This window comes from Fervidobacterium sp. (genome assembly GCF_059913585.1).
In genome coordinates, this window is sequence record NZ_DBOLZL010000011.1 from 16,186 (window position 1) to 34,976 (window position 18,791).

Below are 18,791 nucleotides of genomic sequence, written 5' to 3' on the forward strand. Positions count from 1 at the left end.
TTTGATGTATAGGAGGGATTTTCATGTTCCCAAAGTCATTTATGCTTGGTGCGTCACTTTCTGGGTTCCAGTTTGAAATGGGGAATCCAAATGATATTAAAGAGCTCGACACCCAGAGTGATTGGTTTGTCTGGGTTAGAGACATCGAAAATCTTGTGAATGGTATTGTGAGTGGGGATTTACCAGAAAATGGTGCTTGGTATTGGAGAAACTACGAAAAAATTCACCAACTTGCAGTCGATTTTGGGATGGATACTTTAAGAATTGGTATCGAATGGTCGAGAATATTCCCAGTTTCTACAAAAGAGATTTCTTTTGGTGAAGGGATGCTCGAAAAATTGGACGAGATTGCAAATAAAGAAGCTGTTGAACATTACAGAAAGATAATGGAAGATATGAAGGCAAAAGGTCTAAAGGTATTTGTCAATTTAAATCATTTCACATTACCACTCTGGATCCACGATCCATTCGCAGTACGCAAAGGCAAACCGACAGATAAGCTTGGCTGGGTAAGCGAGGACACTCCAAAAGAATTTGCTAAATACGCAGAATACATCGCATGGAAATTCAGTGACATCGTTGACTACTGGTCGAGTATGAACGAACCACATGTTGTAGCACAACTTGGATATTTCCAAATAATGGCAGGTTTCCCACCAAGTTATTTCAATCCAGAATGGTATATCAAAAGCCTTAAAAATCAAGCCATGGCTCATAATTTAGCTTACGATGCTATTAAAAAGCATACAGACAAACCAGTTGGAGTTATTTATTCCTTTACATGGTTTGACACACTGAAACCAAACGATGAAGATATATTTGAAAATGCAATGTGGCTTGCAAATTGGAATTATATGGACCAAGTAAAGGATAAAATTGACTACATCGGGGTTAACTATTACACTCGCTCCGTCATTGACAAATTACCTACACCTGTTAAGTTCAAAGATTTCGAGCTTAACTGGTATACGGTTAGAGGTTACGGATACGCTTGTCCAGAAGGTGGTTTTGCACTTTCAGGAAGGCCAGCTAGTGAATTCGGATGGGAAATATATCCCGAAGGACTCTACTATTTGCTCAAGGCTATATACGAAAGATACAATAAACCATTAATAGTAACAGAGAACGGTATTGCCGATGAGAAAGACAAATACCGCTCACAAGTAATTATTTCACACCTTTACGCTGTTGAAAAAGCGATGAACGAAGGTGTCGATGTACGAGGATATTTACATTGGTCAATAGTTGACAATTATGAATGGGCAAAAGGTTACAGTAAGAGATTCGGACTTGCTTATACGGATTTGGAAAAGAAAACTTATATCCCCAGACCTTCGATGTATATTTTCAAAGAAATCGCAAGGACAAGAAGTATAGACCAGTTCAAAGGATACGACCCTTACAATTTGATGAAATTTTAAGAAATCAATGAAAATAGTTAAGAGGTGTTTGAATGCCCAACATTTTTGACGTTGCTAGGGAAGCAGGTGTTTCAATTGCTACGGTTTCAAGGGTATTAAATGGTGCGAAAAATGTCAGTGAAGATACTCGACGGAAGGTACTCCGAGCAATCAAACATCTAGGCTATAAACCGATGCCTTCTTTAAGGAGGGCGTCGGATTTATTATACACAATAGGCGTCTTATTACCTGATTTAAGAGGGTATCATTACAATGAAATTGCTATGGCAATCGAAGATTACGCGAGCAAGCACAATTTTGAAGTGATGGTATCTGTTCCAAAAATGATGCCAGAAATGGAAAAGCATGTTCTTGACCAATTTTTCAAAAGAAAAATCGACGGAGTTATCCTTTGCGAGCTCCTAGGTGGTTTAAATTACATCGAACCATTCATCAAAAGTGGTGTACCAATTGTAACTCTTGATTACTATATTGAAGAAATACTATGTGACTCGGTGAATATAGACAACATTTCAGGAGCCATAACTGCGTTAAAACACCTTTACCAAAATGGTCACAGGAAGATTCTCTTCTTGAGAGGTCCTCATTACTCACCTGCAGCTGCACAAAGGGAAAAAGGGATAAGAAAGTTCTTAGATAGACACAAGGATATCGAAATATATTTAAGTGAAAATGAAGGATACGAACCAGAACATGGTTACCAAGGAGTTATGAACTACTTGAAAAAGCATGGAAAGAATTTCACCGCAGTCTTCTGCATAAACGACTGGTCAGCAATAGGTGCGATGCGAGCTCTAAGGGAATCAGGCTTTTCTATTCCAGAAGATGTATCAATAATTGGCTTCGACAACGCACCTTACTCTGAGTTTTTGTATCCACCACTCACAACAATACATCAACCAAGGTGGGAAATGGGACAAACAGCAGCACAACTTCTCATCGAAAGAATCCTGGGAACGGGACCGAAGATTCACCGAAACGTTGTTCTTCCGACAAAAATTGTGGAACGTGCCTCGGTAAAGGACATTTCAAATGACGTTGCAAAGTGAAGGTTTTCATTTATCTTGTTCATTAATGGGGTGAGCAATATGGTAAAAAGACTCTTAAAGTTTGTTCTTATTTGCATTTTGTTTGTTGTTATGATTCTAATCACATCCACGCAGTGTGGAAAAGATGAAACAAGCAAAGGAGTCGATAGCATGGAGCAGTCAGTTGCTGAAATTAAAAGCAAATCAGCATTTGAATACAACAAAATGATAGGCAAGGGAATAAATATTGGAAACGCTTTAGAAGCTCCTTTCGAAGGCGTTTGGGGAGTAAGAATTGAGGACGAATATTTTGAGATAATAAAGAAAAGAGGGTTTGATTCTGTTAGGATTCCCATAAGATGGTCAGCGCATATATCCGATAGGCCACCATACGATATTGACAAAGATTTTCTTGAAAGAGTTAAGCACGTTGTCGATAAGGCTCTTGAGAATAATCTGACAGTAATTATCAACACTCACCATTTTGAAGAGCTTTATCAAGACCCTGGCAAATACGGAGATGTCTTGGTGGAAATTTGGAGACAAGTTGCCAATTTTTTCAAAAGTTATCCTGAGAATTTATTTTTCGAGATTTACAACGAACCAGCCCAAAATTTGACTGCTGATGAATGGAACGAACTTTATCCGAAAGTGCTCAAAGTTATAAGGGAAAACAACCCAAATAGGATTGTTATTATCGATGCTCCAAACTGGGCACACTACAGCGCAGTGAGAAGTCTAAAATTGGTCAACGACAAACACATCATAGTCTCCTTCCACTACTACGAACCTTTCAATTTCACACATCAGGGTGCCGAATGGGTTAATCCCATCCCACCTGTTGGAGTCGAGTGGAATGGCACGGAATGGGAAATTAACCAAATCAGAAGTCATTTCAAATACGTGAGCGATTGGGCAAAGCAAAATAATGTGCCAATCTTTCTTGGTGAATTCGGTGCTTATTCAAAAGCGGATATGGATTCGAGGGTTAAGTGGACTGAAACTGTTCGAAAGATGGCTGAGGAATTTAAATTTTCTTATGCGTACTGGGAATTCTGTGCTGGATTTGGTATCTACGATAGGTGGTCAGAGAGCTGGATAGAACCTCTGGCAACAGCTGTAGTGGGTAGATAAAATATTCTGAATTTGAGATAACGGAGGGATGATGAAATGAAAATTTATACGCAAAGTCTTTCAAATTTGCCGTGGGAAGAAAGACCAGCTGGTAGTTCGGACATATTATGGAGATATTCTCAAAATCCGATAATCAAAAGAAACCAAGCAAAAGACGCAAATAGTATATTCAACAGTGCGGTTGTACCGTTCAAAGATGGATTTGCAGGTGTGTTTAGAGTAGACGATACACAAAGAAGAATGAATATACGAAGAGGGTTTAGTAAAGATGGAATTAACTGGATAATAGATGATAGACCAATAGAATTCATCCAAGAAACCCGCGAACCAGTAGAAAGTGAATACAAATACGACCCGCGTGTAGTTTTCATCGAAGATAGATATTGGATAACTTGGTGTAACGGATACCATGGACCTACCATAGGGGTTGGATATACATACGATTTTGAAAAATTCTATCAGGTAGAAAACGCTTTCTTACCGTTTAATAGAAATGGAGTGCTCTTTCCAAGAAAAATCAACGGTAAATACGCCATGTTAAGCAGGCCATCGGATAATGGTCATACACCATTTGGTGATATTTTCTACAGTGAGAGTCCTGATATGATTCACTGGGGAGTTCATAGATTCGTTATGGGCGCAGGGTACACACCTTGGCAATCACTGAAAATCGGTGCTGGTCCTGTTCCTATAGAAACCAGCGAAGGATGGCTACTCTTCTACCACGGTGTGTTGTTATCCTGCAATGGATATGTCTACAGTTTTGGTGCAGCTCTGTTAGACCTCGATAAACCATGGAAGGTTATTAAACGTTCGAAATCGTATTTACTCTCACCACAAACACTTTATGAATGTGTTGGAGATGTTCCAAATGTTGTATTTCCTGTTGCCTGTCTTGTTGATGGGGATACAGGACGTCTTGCTATCTATTACGGTGGTGCTGATACGGTCGTTGCTCTGGCTTTCGGTTATGTGCAAGAGATTATTGATTGGTTAAAGTATGATAACTGAAGAACGTGATAAATAATACGAAAAGTGGCGGTTTCCCGCCACTTTCTATTTTCGCTATTTCTGATTTCGTAATTATCCAAGTGCCCTTGGGTCAAATGCGTCTCTAAGACCATCACCAACGAAGTTAAACGCGAGAACGACCACGAAAATGAACGCACCTGGAATAAGGAGCCACGGAGCTTTTTCAAGTATGTAAACATCCTGTGCTGCAGTTAACATGTTACCCCACGATGCAGAAGGTTCCCTAATACCAAGGCCAAGGTATGAAAGACCAGCTTCACCAAGGATGTAACCTGGTATTGAAAGTGTTGAACTTACGATAATGTATGTTGCAAGGTTTGGTATAATGTGCCTCCACATGATTCTTGTATCTGGAAAACCAAGAGCAATTGCCGCTTCAACGTATTCTCTTTGTCTTTCCGCCAGAATTTGGCCCCTGATAATCCTTGCCCTTCCAGGCCAACCCAGGAATGCAAGAATGAATATCAAGAGCATGTACGTTTGGGAACTTGGCAAGTCTATAGGAAGAACCGCACGTAACAAGAGTAACAAATAGAACCCTGGGATTGCCATTAAGATTTCACAGAATCTCATGATAATTTCGTCGACAAGCCCACCATAAAATCCTGCGAGCGCTCCAAAAAAGAGCGAGAGCGTCAATGTAACAAACAGACCTATGAATCCTATGGTCAATGAAATCCTTGACGCAAAAATAATTCTGCTCCAAACGTCTCTACCATACCTGTCTGCACCGAATATGTTTAGCGATACATATTCGTTGTTATCGTAGTTATCTACACCAAACAGATGGTAGTGAAGAGGAATAACCCAGAAAAGATACCCTACTCTTCCTGGATCGGTCTTGTCTGGTCCCCAGGATTTAATGAACCATTTTACGGGGTAGAATTTGTAATCGTAGGATACAATTTTAGCCTCATCAAGTGATATCTCATGTTCATTAAAATCTGAGTCATAATATTTGATACTCACAAGCTCTTGCTCAAGCTTTACAGCGGTCAAGCGTTCCATAGCTTCTTGTTCGCTTGTTGCAAAGAATCCAAACTTCCACCCTTCGTTTTGTGCAACAAAAGACCTTGCAGTTCTTGATTCTGTTATCCTTTCGTTCTTACCCTTCTCTAATATCTCGTTGTCTACTCCAAATACGAGTGCATCCAAATCTTCTGTTTCATCTTTATATTGCACCCATTGCCCATCTACCTGTGCGTAACCAATTGTTCTAACAACAAGCTTTATCGATTCTGCCAGGACGAATTTTTCATCGAGGCTCCTTCCTTTCGGAAGGTATTTCGGAACAATAGTGCCATCTTCTTTGATTTCGACAACATGCCTATCGATTATTGCAAGCTCTGTTCTGTCGCTAAGCTGTACCTTTATCCTGCTTGGAAATAACATCGTTTTGAAATTCTGAGTGTAGTCTAGTTTATCGATGTAGCTAACTTCCGGAAGGACATACGGCGCCATCGTTGTTTTAAGGTCTGGAACGTTATATTTCATCATGACAGTTGTAGGCTTCTTAAGAGAATGGTTCAAATTTTGTGTGAAAGGATTGTATGGTGCCAAGAAATCTGCAAAAATCATGGCAATATACATGATGATAAGGACCCACATACCAAACATTGCAAGCTTGTTCTTTTTGAAAGCTCGCCACATCAGTTGACCACGCGTAAGGTAAACTTCTTCGAAGTCTATACTTTCTGTACTTTCAACTGTGGCATTAGCATTATTCTGAGGGACTTGATTGATGTTTTTCTTTTTATCTTCAGCCATATCTCAAAGCCTCCCTTATTACTCGTATCTTATGCGCGGGTCAACCGCCGCAAGTAGTATGTCACCAACTAAGTTTCCTAAAACAAGCAAAACCGTTCCAATAACAGTACTTGCCATAACAACATAGTAGTCTTTTTGGAGCAGTGCTTGATACGTCAACCTACCAAGTCCTGGCCAGGAGAATATGGTTTCAGTAATGACAGCACCACTCAACAACCCAGAAAGACTGTAACCGAACATAGTTATCAACGGGTTTATAGCATTTCTTAAAGCGTGTTTGTATATGACAACCCTTTCGGGCATTCCTTTCGCTCTTGCAAATTCAACGTAGTCTTCTTTAAGAACATCAAGTAAGGAACCTCTCATATATCTCATCAAACCCGCAAAACCACCAAATGTCAATGTAAAGGCTGGTAATTGCATTCGCCAGAAGATATCTTTAAATGCATTCCATACATCGAGTCGAGAAGTTTCTGGACTATACATACCACCGATTGGGAACCAACCAGTGCGTGCAGCCATATACAAAAGTACAAGTGCAAGGAAGAAACCTGGAAGTGCAAGACCACTGAACGCGACAACTGTTAGAATTTTGTCGGTAAGCGTATACTTCTTCAACGCCGATACGATACCTAAAACAACGCCTATGATCCATGATAAAACAAAGGAGTAGAGTGACAAAACAAACGTTCCAAGCAAACGTTCACCGATAAGAGAAGCAACAGGTCTTCTGTAATAGAACGAATAACCAAAATCACCTCTGACTACCTTGCCAAGCCAGTAGAAATACTGAACGATGGCCGGTTTGTCTAACCCAAGTTCTCTTTCCATAGCTTTTAATGTCTCCGCCGAAACCGATGGATCGAGCTTATATTGATCTAAGAAAGTTCCAGGCGATAGTTGTATGAGTGCAAATACTATGATTGTTATTATCCACAACTCCGGCAACATTATGATAAGCCTGCGTGCGATGTATTTTATCAACCCAGTTCACCTCTCCCTTGTTCATCTTTTTAGCGTACTTCCACAATTTGGTATCCGGGTAACACTTACAAAACCATCAGACTATTAAAAATCCAATAATGGGCGGGCGAAAGCCCGCCCGAGAATAACAACTTGATAAAATTATTCTTCTTTCCAGAGCCAGTCGAGGTTCCAAGTTGTTCCACCAAGCATTGTAATCTTGACGTTCTTAACAGTGTTTCTCCATGCAAAGAGCCTGAGTGAGTTTACTGTGTAAATGAGTGGTAAGTTTTCAGATGCGAGTTTCTGGAATTTCGCCCAGTAGTCTTTCACAACGTTTTCGTCGAGAATCCTGACATTTTCCTTAAAGATTTTATCAATTTCCTTCTCAAAGTCTGGTAAGTAGTAAGCTTTTGCATCTACCCATTCTTTCACCTTTGGAGAGAAGTTCCAGAAATGTAGCGAACCTTCAACGGTCCAAACATTAGCACCACCCTGAGGTTCATCAGAACCAGTCAAACCAATAATAACTGCATCCCAGTCACCAACGTTGAGCATTCTGTTAACAAGTGTGTTGAAGTCACCAGGGACAAATGTAACATCCATACCAAGCTGTTTGAGAGCTGCTGTAATAATGTTACCTATACCTTCTCTGACAGTGTTACCTGCGTTCGTTTCAATTACGAATTTCACAGGTCTACCTTTGCTGTCGATGAGCTTTCCGTTCTTATCCCATTTGAAACCACCAAGTTTGAGTTCTGCTTTTGCCTTATTAAGGTCGTATGGGTATTTAACAGTGACTTTTTCATTGTAGAATGGTGAAGCCATTGAAACTGGCGACCATTGTTCAACTGCAAGTCCGTTGAAGAGTGTATCGATCATCTTTTTCTTGTCCATTGCGTATGCAACTGCTTTTCTGAAGTGCACATTTCTGAACCATTCTCTCTTTGCTTCGTCTTTGTTGTTCCAGTTGAATGTAATGAATTGTGTACCATATGCTGGACCGTATGCAAGAACTGTAATGTTGAATTTCTTTTCATTTTCTTTGAAGTAGTTGAACTCTGTTCCTCTTGGTGAGTAGATGTCAACTTCTCCTTTTTCAAATGCGAGTTTCTGTGCATCTTGTGAGGAAATTATCTTGTAAACAACTTCATTTAAGAATGGAAGCTGAACACCGTCTTTTGTCTTCTTCCAGTAGTTCGGGTTTGCAACGAACCTTACGTATTGGTCTGGCACGTATTCAACAGGAATGAATGGTCCCAAGCCAACAATTTCTTTCTTGTTGATTGCGTCAACTGTCCAGAATTCTGCGAATTTCTTTTCCTTGACCCATTTTTCCGCCTTGTGTTTTGGGAATATGTACATTCCGCCAAGGTATCTGAGAGCAAGCCTGAATGGTTCTGGATAGTACATTCTGACAGTGTAGTCGTTAATCTTTGTCGCTTTTGGTAAGTATCCGTTTGTACTTCTTATAACATCCTTGTATGAACTTGGGATATCAGGATTTGTGTAAATTTCGTTGAGTGTGAAGACAACATCATCTGCTGTAAATGGTGTACCGTCGCTCCACTTTACGCCTTTTCTAAGATACCAAATGATTTCCATTCCGCCATCTTTTGTTAGCCTTGGACCGTCCCACTTTTCTGCCAGTGCTGGATAGAATTTACCATCAATAGCGGATCTTTCAATAAGAACTCCACCCCAGCCCATGAACATAGCAATAACATCTGAGGAGCTTGTTTCCTTGGACACAGTGTCGTTACATGTCCTTGGACCGCTCAATGTTGGAAGAATGAGTGTTCCACCCTTCTTACCTGTTGCGTCGAAACCAAGGTAGTTAGCAAATGCAAAGAAAACAACAAGAGTTAACAAAAGTGACACGAGAACCTTCCTCATACCTACACCTCCCTTTTATCTACCAGGTGGCAAGCAACCTGGTGGTTTGAAGAAACAGATTTCATCTCTGGATATTCTTTCTCACAAATAGGCATTTTGAATGGACATCTCGGATGGAAGAAGCAACCACTTGGTCTTGCTATTGGACTCGGCACGTTTCCTGTGAGTATTATTCTTTTCCTCTTCTTTTCAATCGCTGGGTCTGGAATCGGTGAAGCTGATAGCAATGCTTTTGTATATGGATGAACGGGATTATCGAACACCTCGTTGACGTCTCCCATCTCCACAATCTTACCCAAGTACATAACCGCAACTTGATGGCTGATAAACCTAACAAGGGCAAGGTTGTGGGAAATGAACACATATGTCAGTCCAAGTTCTTCTTGGAACTTCAAAAGCAAATTGACAATTTGAGCCTGAACAGAGACATCAAGTGCCGATGTTGGTTCATCCAAGTATATTATCTCTGGGTCAACGCTAAGTGCCCTTGCAATAGCTATCCTTTGCTTTTGACCACCGCTGAATTGGTGTGGATACCTATCCATGTGAAATGGTTTCAAACCAACCATCCTCAAAAGCTCTATTGCTTTTTGGTCAGCTTCTTCTTTTGAATTAACTATCTTATGGAATAACATAGGTTCTGTCAAAATCTGTCCAATCGTCATCCTCGGGTTCAAAGAACCAATTGGGTTCTGGAAAACTATCTGCATCTTTCTTCTGAAGGGTAAAAGTTCTTCCCTTGACAATCTGGAAATATCAGTTCCCATGATTTCTATTTTTCCATCAGTTGGATCGATAAGTCTTAGCATGACTCTTGCTGTTGTTGTCTTTCCACATCCGGATTCACCCACAAGAGCAAATGTTTCGCCCCTCCTGACTTCAAAAGAAACATCATCAACAGCTTTAACATCCGCAACGTGCTTTTTAACAAGAAAGCCTTTGTATATAGGGAAATATTTTTTTAGGTTCTGTACTCTGATAATTACTTCATTACTTGGCATTTATATCCCCTCCGACTTCTACTGGGTTGAAGCATCTGACAAAGTGCCCTGGTTCAAGTTCTGCAAATGGTGGCAATTCTTTCGCACACTTATCAAGTCTTCTTGGACATCTTGGTGCAAATGGACAAACATCGGGAACATCTATCATTCTCGGTGGTTGACCTGGTATCGATTCTAATTTGTCCTGTTTTATGTCAACCCTTGGGATAGATTTCAAGAGCATATTGGTATATGGATGCATCGGCTTGTGGAACAAATCTTCTGCAGGTGCTAATTCCATCTGTCTTCCACCGTACATTACCATAACCCTGTCAGCCATCGCAGAAATAACACCGAGGTCGTGAGTAATAAAAATTGTTCCCGTCTTCAATTCTTTCTGAAGCTCTTTCATCAATTCAAGAACCTGGGCCTGTATGGTAACATCAAGTGCTGTTGTTGGCTCGTCAGCTATAAGTATCTTCGGGTTACACGAAAGTGCGATAGCGATAACAACCCTCTGTTTCATCCCACCACTAAATTCAAAAGGATAGGAGTTCATTCTCTTTTCCGGTTCGGGAATTTGGACCTTTTTCAACATCTCAACTGCAAGTTTCCAAGCAGTAGCTCTGTCAACATGTTGGTGTTGCATAATCGTTTCCATTAGCTGGTCACCAATCGTGTAAAGTGGGTTCAAAGATGTAAGTGGGTCTTGGAAAATCATTGATATCTCTTTACCACGGATTTCGGTAAGTTCGTCCTCGTCCATCTTTACAATATCTTCTTCTCTCCCACGGCCTCTGTATATGATCTGACCGTTCACAATTTTACCAGGATAGTGGATGAGTCTCATGATACTTCTAACAGTAATACTCTTTCCTGAACCCGTTTCACCAACAATCCCCAAAACTTCGTTTTGAGACAAGTCAAATGAAACATCGTTGACTGCTTTCAGAACTCCTTCTTCAAGATAAAACCATGTGCTTAAGTTTCTAACACTGAGAATGGGGTCCAAATCTACCAGTCCTCCTTCAATGCTTTATCTTTAAGAAATTCATTTAAGTCAGATTAAAGCCGTTGGAGATGTGTACTCAAATTTGACTGATACATATTATACCACAATTTGGTTGTAACTTACAAGTTTCCTAGAATTGATTTTTTTAGCTTAATTGATAAGTTTTACGACTGCTTTCTCAAAAAATGAAGCTAATTCCCCATAAAAGCAATTATACTCATCGTTAGAAAGTTTTGTACGTTAGTCCTCAATTTGATTTTTGTTTAGTAAGTGCTTGAACAATAACCGTTAGTTTGTTGATAGTTTCGTCACGGACATTGTTAATATCCCCAAATTTGTTAGTTACTTCTTCTTCAAAGACCGGGACCTTAACGGTCCCACCTAAGGTTCGAATTTCCAAAAAGTACGCAGTTGAGGAGTCTTCACCCGAAGCTGTAGAGAAAAGGATTCTGTCCTGGACTAAACCTGCCGAAAGAATAGTTTTCAAAGGTATAATACTGTAACCAGCAATGTGATAAGACTTGTGTAAGATATCAAAACGAACTTCATTGATGTATAGCACATTGTTGGCAATGGAGATTACAACATAATAGACCGGATAAAAATACTTTGGCACACCATGTTTGGATTTCACAAAGTATTCATCCGTCATCCATGGACGGAATGAAAGAAATTCACCCAGGATTGTCTGACCTCTTTCTCTAATTTGGCTAACAACGAGTGCTTTTAGCTCTTCAAAATTTCTGTCATACCTTGAAAGTGGAACAAAGCTGAAAAGATAAACAATGATTTCAAAGATGCTCGAAGCAATTAAAATAATCCCTACACCCATTTTTGCAAAATCGACTATGGTCATATAATTTTGGAGAAATGATAGGAATGATAAATCCAAGAAGAGTAAAATAAGGCCGATGGTAAAGACTAAGACGTAAAGAATCGGGAACTTTTTGAAGAAATTCTTATCCGTCTTTTCGTACATAATGCCCCTCCTATTTTCTCTCGTTTGCTACTAAATTATCAGTTTAAAAATATTCCAAGTATCTTATTCTTCTACACTTTTCAAGAATTCCTCGTATTTCTTATCTATTTCTTCCTTTTGTTTTTTAATTGCGATAAGTTTCTCCCTCGCTTTTGTAAGAAGCAGGATAGCCTTTGCGTAAAGCTCTATCTGTTTTTCTATATCCAATTCCGAGGATATGAAGTAGTTTTTAATCATATCGATAAGTTGCATGAGTTCTTTAAATGTTAGGTTGTTAATTTCTTCCTCACTTAATGCAAGTATCTTTTCGATGTCAAATGTTTCTGCAACCTTCATGTTTCTAAGCCCTCCCTTTTGATTATAGACGATTATGAACACCTTAAGCTATTTCAAATTACCTTTGAAGTTACCTGACCATCTACAAAATTAATTTTAATAACATCGTTACTACTTATTTGTTTTATACTACTAACTATTTCGCCGTTTTTCGTGATTAAAGCCCCGCCAACAGCTAACGCTTTCAAAGGTCCTCCTATACTTTCGAGTTCCATTCTCATCTGTTCTGTTTTATTGTAGAATGACAAATAACTCCTATCCATGACCGAAGATATGTTTTCAAAACTTTTCAATTCACTTATCTTTCGTTCTATATTAACCGAAAGGTCCTTACTCATTGCATGAAATAAATTAGTGATTAGTTGTTCTGACTCAGAGAACTTCGAATCCAAGTTCTTAGAAACGTTGGTTACAAAATCAAAAGAGATTTTTCTTTCTAAATCCGATAAACTTATCTTACTTACAAAATATTTGGCATACTCCTTTATATCCCTGGCAGATATAGATAAGCCGTTTTTAAATGCATCACTCAACACACTAAATGTTCCCGTTTGAATTCTGGCTTCAGTTACCCCAATAATAGCCCCTACTTTTTGGCTTAGTTCCCTGTAGCTTTGTTCCATATCGTCTATATAACCTTTTAACTGGTTTGAGATTTCCTTTGCCACCGCTGTAGGAGTAGGAAAACGTCTCCAAGCAACGTAATCTGCCACGGTCTCGTCTTTCTCGTGACCAATTCCGGTCAAAACAGGGATATATTTATTCATGTAAGCAATTCGAACAGCGAGTTCTAAATCGTCAAAAAACATTAAATCACTTGGTCCTCCGCCACCTCTGATTATGGCTATGACATCGTATCTTACGTTGTTTGTTCTGCAGAAAAGTTCGATTCTATTCAGAGCAGCGATAACCTCTTGCGCTGTTGAAACTCCTTGCATTGAAGATTCGTATAGATGTATCACAGGTCGATAGACATCCGGAACTAAGAGGTTCGAAAGAAAATCAAAATACCCTTGTGCTGTTTTTGATGTAATCACCGCAATCAGTCTGATGGGTTCCAGCTCCGAAAGTTCATGCGTCACTTCCATTAACAAGCCTTGCTTTCTCAATTCTTCTCTTATCCTCTGGCGTCTTTTCAATATATCGGATTCGCCTTGTGGTGCAATTGAATCTGCCCAGAAACTGAACTGGAATCTGTCTGGATAAAAAGAAAGCCTTCCTTGAAATTCCCATTTTTTGTGCTCTAAATCATAAATATCTCTAACCCCAAAAGAATAAAGGTAGTTCATAATCCCTTTCAGAAGATGCTTCCATACTATAACTGTAAGCTCAAACTTTTTCCCATCAGTTCCTTCTTGGGAAACGGTTATGTACAATACCCCATTGTATGGTTTTACTTTAACAACATCAGCAACAAACCTGTATCTTTGCGACAAGATGTTCGTTTCCTTAAGCTTGCTATGAACGTATTCCACAAAGTCTCTGAGTGTTTCAAAATTCAAAGGTTCACTCGATTGGAATCCTATATTCTCCATCACTACTCACCACTACGCTAACTTTCTTAACATTACCTTTTTGGTCAAAAATTTCGAATTCCCATTCACGTTCTTTCCCTGGAAATTTGTTGCTCAATGTTTTAACTTCTAAATATCCATCCTTTATTAAGACCTGTTTTAAGTTGTAAACACCCTTTTTGTAATCAAGTGAAGTGCCATCATCTTCGTAGAAATAGCCAACAGCTTTTGATTTCTGGGATGTTTTGAACACTTTCCAGTATATCTTGTCAACTTTCGACAAGTCAACGTAATCCGTTGGTTCAATCATCGGTATTGCCGAGTTACTAATCTGGAACGCTGGAATGTAATGGATGGGAGTATCTACAATGTTCCATCCTTTTTTGTAGACTTTCCCATCAAAAATTCCTATGCTTGTCCTTGGCAACCAAACTAGACGTTTTTGTATGTTTGGTCGGTATACAGGAGCAACCAAGATATCTGTTCCAAATAAATACTCATCTTCTATGTTGAAAGCTTCAGGCTGTTCAAAATCGTAGAAGAGTGGTCTCATGAGAGGTCTGTTTTTGAGAATGCCAAGCATGTATTGTGTGTAAATGTATGGAATGAGCTTGTATCTCCATCTTATTATCTCTCTTAGTATCTCTTCTACTTCTGGTCCGAATGCCCAAGGTTCTTGCTTTCTTGTTCCAATAGCTGAATGATTTCTAAACATTGGAGTAAATAGTCCAAACTCCATGAATCTAATAAGTAGCTGTGCATTCACATCTCCGCCAAACCCACCAACATCACATCCGTTGTAAAATACACCTGCAAGGCTTAGTGAATTCAACCTTATTATCTCTTGGAGAATATGCTCCCACCAACTGTGGTTATCACCGGTCCACACACCACCGTATCTCTGAATACCAGAATACGCTGCACGGGTTATCAAAAACGGCCTTTTATTCTCTCTCTGGAGCATCTCAGATGTGGCACGCACCATGTTCAATCCGTATGCATTCTTCACCTTCCAGTGTGGGGTTCCATTAAGATGCACAATATCTTCTCCGTGTCCCCTGCGTCCAATCTCGCCTATAGCCCCCAACATACCTGCGAGGTTTATGCCATCTTCCAATTTTGCATCTTTTAACTTTCCCCTTGCCTCTTTTAAGTCTTTTTCTGTGGCGAATATTGCTATCTCGTTCATATCGTTCCAAAAACCATCTATGCCGTCATTCAAATACTTCTTCGCATTCTTCGCCCACCAACTTCTGACGTTTTTGTTCAAAAAGTCAGGGAATCTAACCCTGCCAGGCCAAACAGCGCCTTCAAAATCTTCTCCAGTATTGTCTTTTAAAAAGTACTTATTCTTCCCTTCTTCAAATGCGAAATATCCTTTTTCTACCTTTACACCAGGGTCAAGAATCGACACGACTTTAAATCCATCTTTGTGGAGTGATTCCAGCATATTTTTGTAGTTTGGGAAGTTTTCTTTGCTCCAAGTAAAGACTTTGTATTTTTCCATATAGTCTATATCAAGATAAATCACATCGCAAGGGTTTTTTTTCTCTCTAAACTTTCTGGCAATATCCAGGACTTCGTTCTCGTTGAAATAGCTCCATCTAGATTGTTGATACCCAAACGCCCAAATAGGGAACGCGATGTTTTTACCTGTCAGTTTGAGATACTGTTCCAAAATCTTTTTTATTGAATCTTCGACGATTATATACTGAACAAATCCTTTACCTTTCGATTTAAAAGTAAGAGTATTATCGTTGTTCGAATTCAAGTCTATCTCCAAATACCCCGGATAGTCAGTGAAACAACCATATTTAGTTTTTAAATCCTTTGAGACGTAAATGTAAAATGGAAACGATTTGTAAAGCGGGTCTGCACCTGGATGGTGTGTGAAATTATCTGTATTCCAGAATATGTATCTTCGCCCATTTCTGTCAAGTAGACCTACTTTATCACCAAAGCCGAAGAAGTATCCATCAGCACGATATCGCCTTTTCAATACAAAAAACTCTTGACCATCGTGCACTTCAACTTGAGCATAAAAATCCTTGAAGAGCGATTCAAATTCCTCGGATTTCGCTGTCGAAATCTTGTTTGCGTATTTACCTAACACTGCAAAACTTTCTACATCGGCTTCTCCGTAGACTATCTTATATACCAACTTCAAAACCTCCCTAGCTAAAGCTTATTTGTTTTAAACTTCAAAAATCATGTTGTCTATCAACCGTGCCTTGCCAACAAAAACTGCGAGAGCCACGATAACTTTCCTCTCTATTTTCTCAACTGGTCTCAACGTTTCTTCATCAACTATCTCTACGTAATCAACCTTCAAAAGTGGATGGTCAAGTATTTTTAGCATTTCTCTCTTTATTTTCTGTACGTCACGTTCCCCAGATTCGATAAGCTCTTTGGCTTTCAGAAGCGATTTATACAACCTTGTTGCTTCTTTTCTTTCTTCTGGACTTAAATACACGTTCCTTGAAGACATAGCCAGTCCATCTTCTTCCCGAACGATGGGCATCTCTATCATCTCAACATCCATATTCAAATCCCTTACCATTCTTCTCAATACTCTGAATTGCTGGGCATCTTTTTGCCCAAAATATGCTTTCGTTGGTTTCACTATGTTGAAAAGTTTTGTCACAACAGTACAAACTCCTCTGAAATGCCCTGGTCTACTTGCACCGCACAGATACTTTGAAAGCTCAACCTCCTCGACATACGTTGAATACATAGCTGGATACATTTCCTCGACGGATGGATTAAATACATAGTCTACACCTATTGGTTCCAACAACCTCAGGTCTCTCTCGAGGTCACGCGGATACCTGTTGTAATCCTCATTTGGTCCAAACTGTGTTGGATTGACAAATATACTGACAACAACAACATCATTCTCTTTACGTGCCGCTTCCACCAAACTTAAATGTCCTTTGTGAAGATACCCCATTGTGGGCACAAAACCTATACTCTTACCACTCTTCAAGATATCGCCCACTATTTTCTTCATCTCCGCTACTGTGTGAACAAGGCGCATGTTTTCGCCTCCTTCCATACGTTCCCAAAAACATCTCAAGCAATCGATATTACATCCGCATATTGCCGTGCGCTTTATTATACCCTTTTATATATATTTACATAGCTCTTGCATACGTATTGCGTTCGGTCCTGTAAACAAGACCTTTGAGCTCCAAAGTCGTTAAAATGAGCATAACCTGTGAGATTGGGATATTTAGTTTCTCTGATATCTCTTCTATTGTTATCTCACTTTCAATGGTACCGAAGATTTGAGCTTCATCATCTGTTAGTTCCACTATCTTCCTGTGGTCCTTAAAGCCGTAGTATTCAAGTATATCAGAAGGTTCGGTTACAACGAAAGCTCCGCTTTTAATAAGGTAATTTGTCCCTTGAGAAGTTGTTCTAAAGATATCTCCTGGAACTGCAAAAACATCCCTTCCTTGTTCAACAGCATACCTCGCCGTTATCAGTGCACCACTTTCAATTCCAGCTTCGGTGACCAATACACCTACGGAAAGACCCGATATTATTCTGTTTCTCTCCACGAAAGTGAACTTCTTGGGCAGTTCCCAAGGCAGGTATTCACTAAGTACGCACCCGTTATCTATTATTTGTTGATAAAGCATTTTATTTGATTTGGGATACACTACATCCACGCCACATCCAAGCACAGCAACGGTGGGTCTGTTCGACCTCAAAGCACTCGAATGAGCTATGGTATCAACTCCGTAAGCCATACCACTGACGATTACAAAATGTTTTGAAATTTCGCTAACAAATCTTTCAGTTACCTGCTTGCCATAGCTAGTCATCTTACGCGTTCCAACAACTGCAAAAAGATTATACGACAAATACTCCAATTTCCCTTTAACAAACAAACATACCGGAGGATCCGGTATGTTCTTCAACGACTGGGGATACTCTTCGTCCCAGTAAGTTATCAGCTTAGTATCTGTTTCGCTCAGATAAATCGACAATCTTTTTATTAGTTCTGAAAACTCTCTTGAAGAGTTTGCAAATTTTTCAAAGATTGTTGGATTATAATCCAAATATTCCTCTATCTCTGTGACACCCTTCTTAAAAACCTTAGAAAGTGCAACAATGCTTAGCGAAGTATCCAACCCCATCCCCTATCCCCCAAGATGTATAGATTCTAATCTTTAGCGGGCGTTCAAAAAATCAGCACTTAGTTGTTTTTCTGACTAAGTATCTGCTTGATTTTTTCTTCAACTCCAGATTTTTTACCTGGTAAACACTTATCTGGTTTATCTCCTTTAGCAATGGCTTTGGCGTAACCCTCACATCCAGGATAACCACATGCGCCACAGTTTATTCCGGGCAAAGCCTCTAAAATGAGCTTGACTGTTGGGTCTTCTTCGACTTTGAACTTTTCAGAAACATATGAAAGAAACAGTCCAAAAGCAAAACCTAGTCCTCCAAGCAGGACAGCTGAGTAAACGACCACCACACCGTTCACCTCCGAAGAGATAATAAAAAATGTTCGAAAAAAGCAATGCTTAACATAACGTGTTTTTTATTATTATTATACACCAAAACAAATTTCAATGCAAACTCATATGGCACATTCCTATATTTATACTTAACAACACATAGGTTGTCCGCGTCAATGACTAGTGGGACAAATATTCGAAACCCAGTTTATCTAAACATGAATTTGAACTAATCGTATCATTCCATTAACACTTGAATA

At 39.4% G+C, this 18,791-nt stretch carries 16 protein-coding genes; 4 read left to right on the top strand and 12 right to left on the bottom strand.

The features are described from left to right. The first annotated feature begins 23 nt into the window (after nucleotides 1-23). From bgaS to AC3M61_RS02800, 4 genes are read left to right on the top strand one after another with little or no spacing between them, the layout of a single operon-like run. On the top strand, nucleotides 24-1,421 hold the full coding sequence (gene bgaS / locus AC3M61_RS02785; RefSeq protein ID WP_500779412.1) for a beta-galactosidase BgaS: 1,398 nt from the start codon (nucleotides 24-26) through the stop codon (nucleotides 1,419-1,421). A 32-nt stretch (nucleotides 1,422-1,453) separates the two neighbouring features. After that, on the top strand, nucleotides 1,454-2,470 hold the full coding sequence (locus AC3M61_RS02790; protein ID WP_029684042.1) for a substrate-binding domain-containing protein: 1,017 nt from the start codon (nucleotides 1,454-1,456) through the stop codon (nucleotides 2,468-2,470). A gap of 39 nt (nucleotides 2,471-2,509) precedes the next feature. Further along, complete coding sequence (locus AC3M61_RS02795) at nucleotides 2,510-3,583, top strand: glycoside hydrolase family 5 protein (RefSeq protein WP_500779413.1); 1,074 nt, start codon at nucleotides 2,510-2,512, stop codon at nucleotides 3,581-3,583. Nucleotides 3,584-3,619: 36 nt separating this feature from the next. After that, nucleotides 3,620-4,594, top strand: coding sequence for a glycoside hydrolase family 130 protein (locus AC3M61_RS02800; RefSeq protein WP_029684040.1), 975 nt, complete (start codon nucleotides 3,620-3,622; stop codon nucleotides 4,592-4,594). A 72-nt stretch (nucleotides 4,595-4,666) separates the two neighbouring features. Here the strand turns inward: AC3M61_RS02800 and AC3M61_RS02805 are convergent, their stop codons facing one another. The 12 genes from AC3M61_RS02805 to AC3M61_RS02860 all read right to left on the bottom strand — a co-directional run bounded on the left by AC3M61_RS02805 (nucleotide 4,667) and on the right by AC3M61_RS02860 (nucleotide 18,548). Beyond that, nucleotides 4,667-6,382 carry an ABC transporter permease subunit gene (locus AC3M61_RS02805; RefSeq protein WP_029684039.1) on the bottom strand — a complete coding sequence of 572 codons (1,716 nt, stop codon included), beginning with the start codon at nucleotides 6,380-6,382 and terminating at the stop codon, nucleotides 4,667-4,669. An 18-nt stretch (nucleotides 6,383-6,400) separates the two neighbouring features. Then, entirely contained in the window at nucleotides 6,401-7,366 is a 966-nt protein-coding gene (locus tag AC3M61_RS02810) for an ABC transporter permease subunit (protein ID WP_029684038.1), read from the bottom strand. A gap of 141 nt (nucleotides 7,367-7,507) precedes the next feature. Further along, entirely contained in the window at nucleotides 7,508-9,241 is a 1,734-nt protein-coding gene (locus AC3M61_RS02815) for an ABC transporter substrate-binding protein (RefSeq protein ID WP_500779414.1), read from the bottom strand. A gap of 2 nt (nucleotides 9,242-9,243) precedes the next feature. After that, nucleotides 9,244-10,242, bottom strand: coding sequence for an ABC transporter ATP-binding protein (locus AC3M61_RS02820; protein WP_500779415.1), 999 nt, complete (start codon nucleotides 10,240-10,242; stop codon nucleotides 9,244-9,246). Next, complete coding sequence (locus AC3M61_RS02825; RefSeq protein WP_029684035.1) at nucleotides 10,232-11,233, bottom strand: oligopeptide/dipeptide ABC transporter ATP-binding protein; 1,002 nt, start codon at nucleotides 11,231-11,233, stop codon at nucleotides 10,232-10,234. The genes AC3M61_RS02820 and AC3M61_RS02825 overlap by 11 nt, the downstream gene beginning before the upstream one ends. A gap of 247 nt (nucleotides 11,234-11,480) precedes the next feature. After that, the gene (locus AC3M61_RS02830) at nucleotides 11,481-12,212 is read right to left on the bottom strand and encodes a hypothetical protein (protein WP_029684034.1); all 732 of its coding nucleotides are present in this window, start codon (nucleotides 12,210-12,212) and stop codon (nucleotides 11,481-11,483) included. Between the two features lie 63 nt (nucleotides 12,213-12,275). Next, nucleotides 12,276-12,548, bottom strand: coding sequence for an exodeoxyribonuclease VII (locus tag AC3M61_RS02835; RefSeq protein WP_500779416.1), 273 nt, complete (start codon nucleotides 12,546-12,548; stop codon nucleotides 12,276-12,278). 53 nt (nucleotides 12,549-12,601) lie between these two features. Continuing rightward, nucleotides 12,602-14,083 carry an exodeoxyribonuclease VII large subunit gene (gene xseA / locus AC3M61_RS02840; protein ID WP_029684032.1) on the bottom strand — a complete coding sequence of 494 codons (1,482 nt, stop codon included), beginning with the start codon at nucleotides 14,081-14,083 and terminating at the stop codon, nucleotides 12,602-12,604. Then, nucleotides 14,055-16,223 (bottom strand): TIM-barrel domain-containing protein, encoded by a 2,169-nt coding sequence (locus AC3M61_RS02845; protein ID WP_500779417.1) that lies wholly within the window; start codon nucleotides 16,221-16,223, stop codon nucleotides 14,055-14,057. Before AC3M61_RS02845 ends, xseA begins: the two co-directional genes overlap by 29 nt. 33 nt (nucleotides 16,224-16,256) lie before the next feature. Continuing rightward, nucleotides 16,257-17,099, bottom strand: coding sequence for a pantoate--beta-alanine ligase (gene panC, locus AC3M61_RS02850; RefSeq protein ID WP_500779418.1), 843 nt, complete (start codon nucleotides 17,097-17,099; stop codon nucleotides 16,257-16,259). A 97-nt stretch (nucleotides 17,100-17,196) separates the two neighbouring features. Beyond that, complete coding sequence (dprA, locus tag AC3M61_RS02855) at nucleotides 17,197-18,207, bottom strand: DNA-processing protein DprA (protein WP_500779419.1); 1,011 nt, start codon at nucleotides 18,205-18,207, stop codon at nucleotides 17,197-17,199. 59 nt (nucleotides 18,208-18,266) lie between these two features. Further along, a complete protein-coding gene (locus AC3M61_RS02860; RefSeq protein WP_372589157.1) occupies nucleotides 18,267-18,548 on the bottom strand; it encodes an RnfABCDGE type electron transport complex subunit B in 282 nt (93 codons plus the stop codon). Between the last annotated feature and the right edge of the window lie 243 nt (nucleotides 18,549-18,791).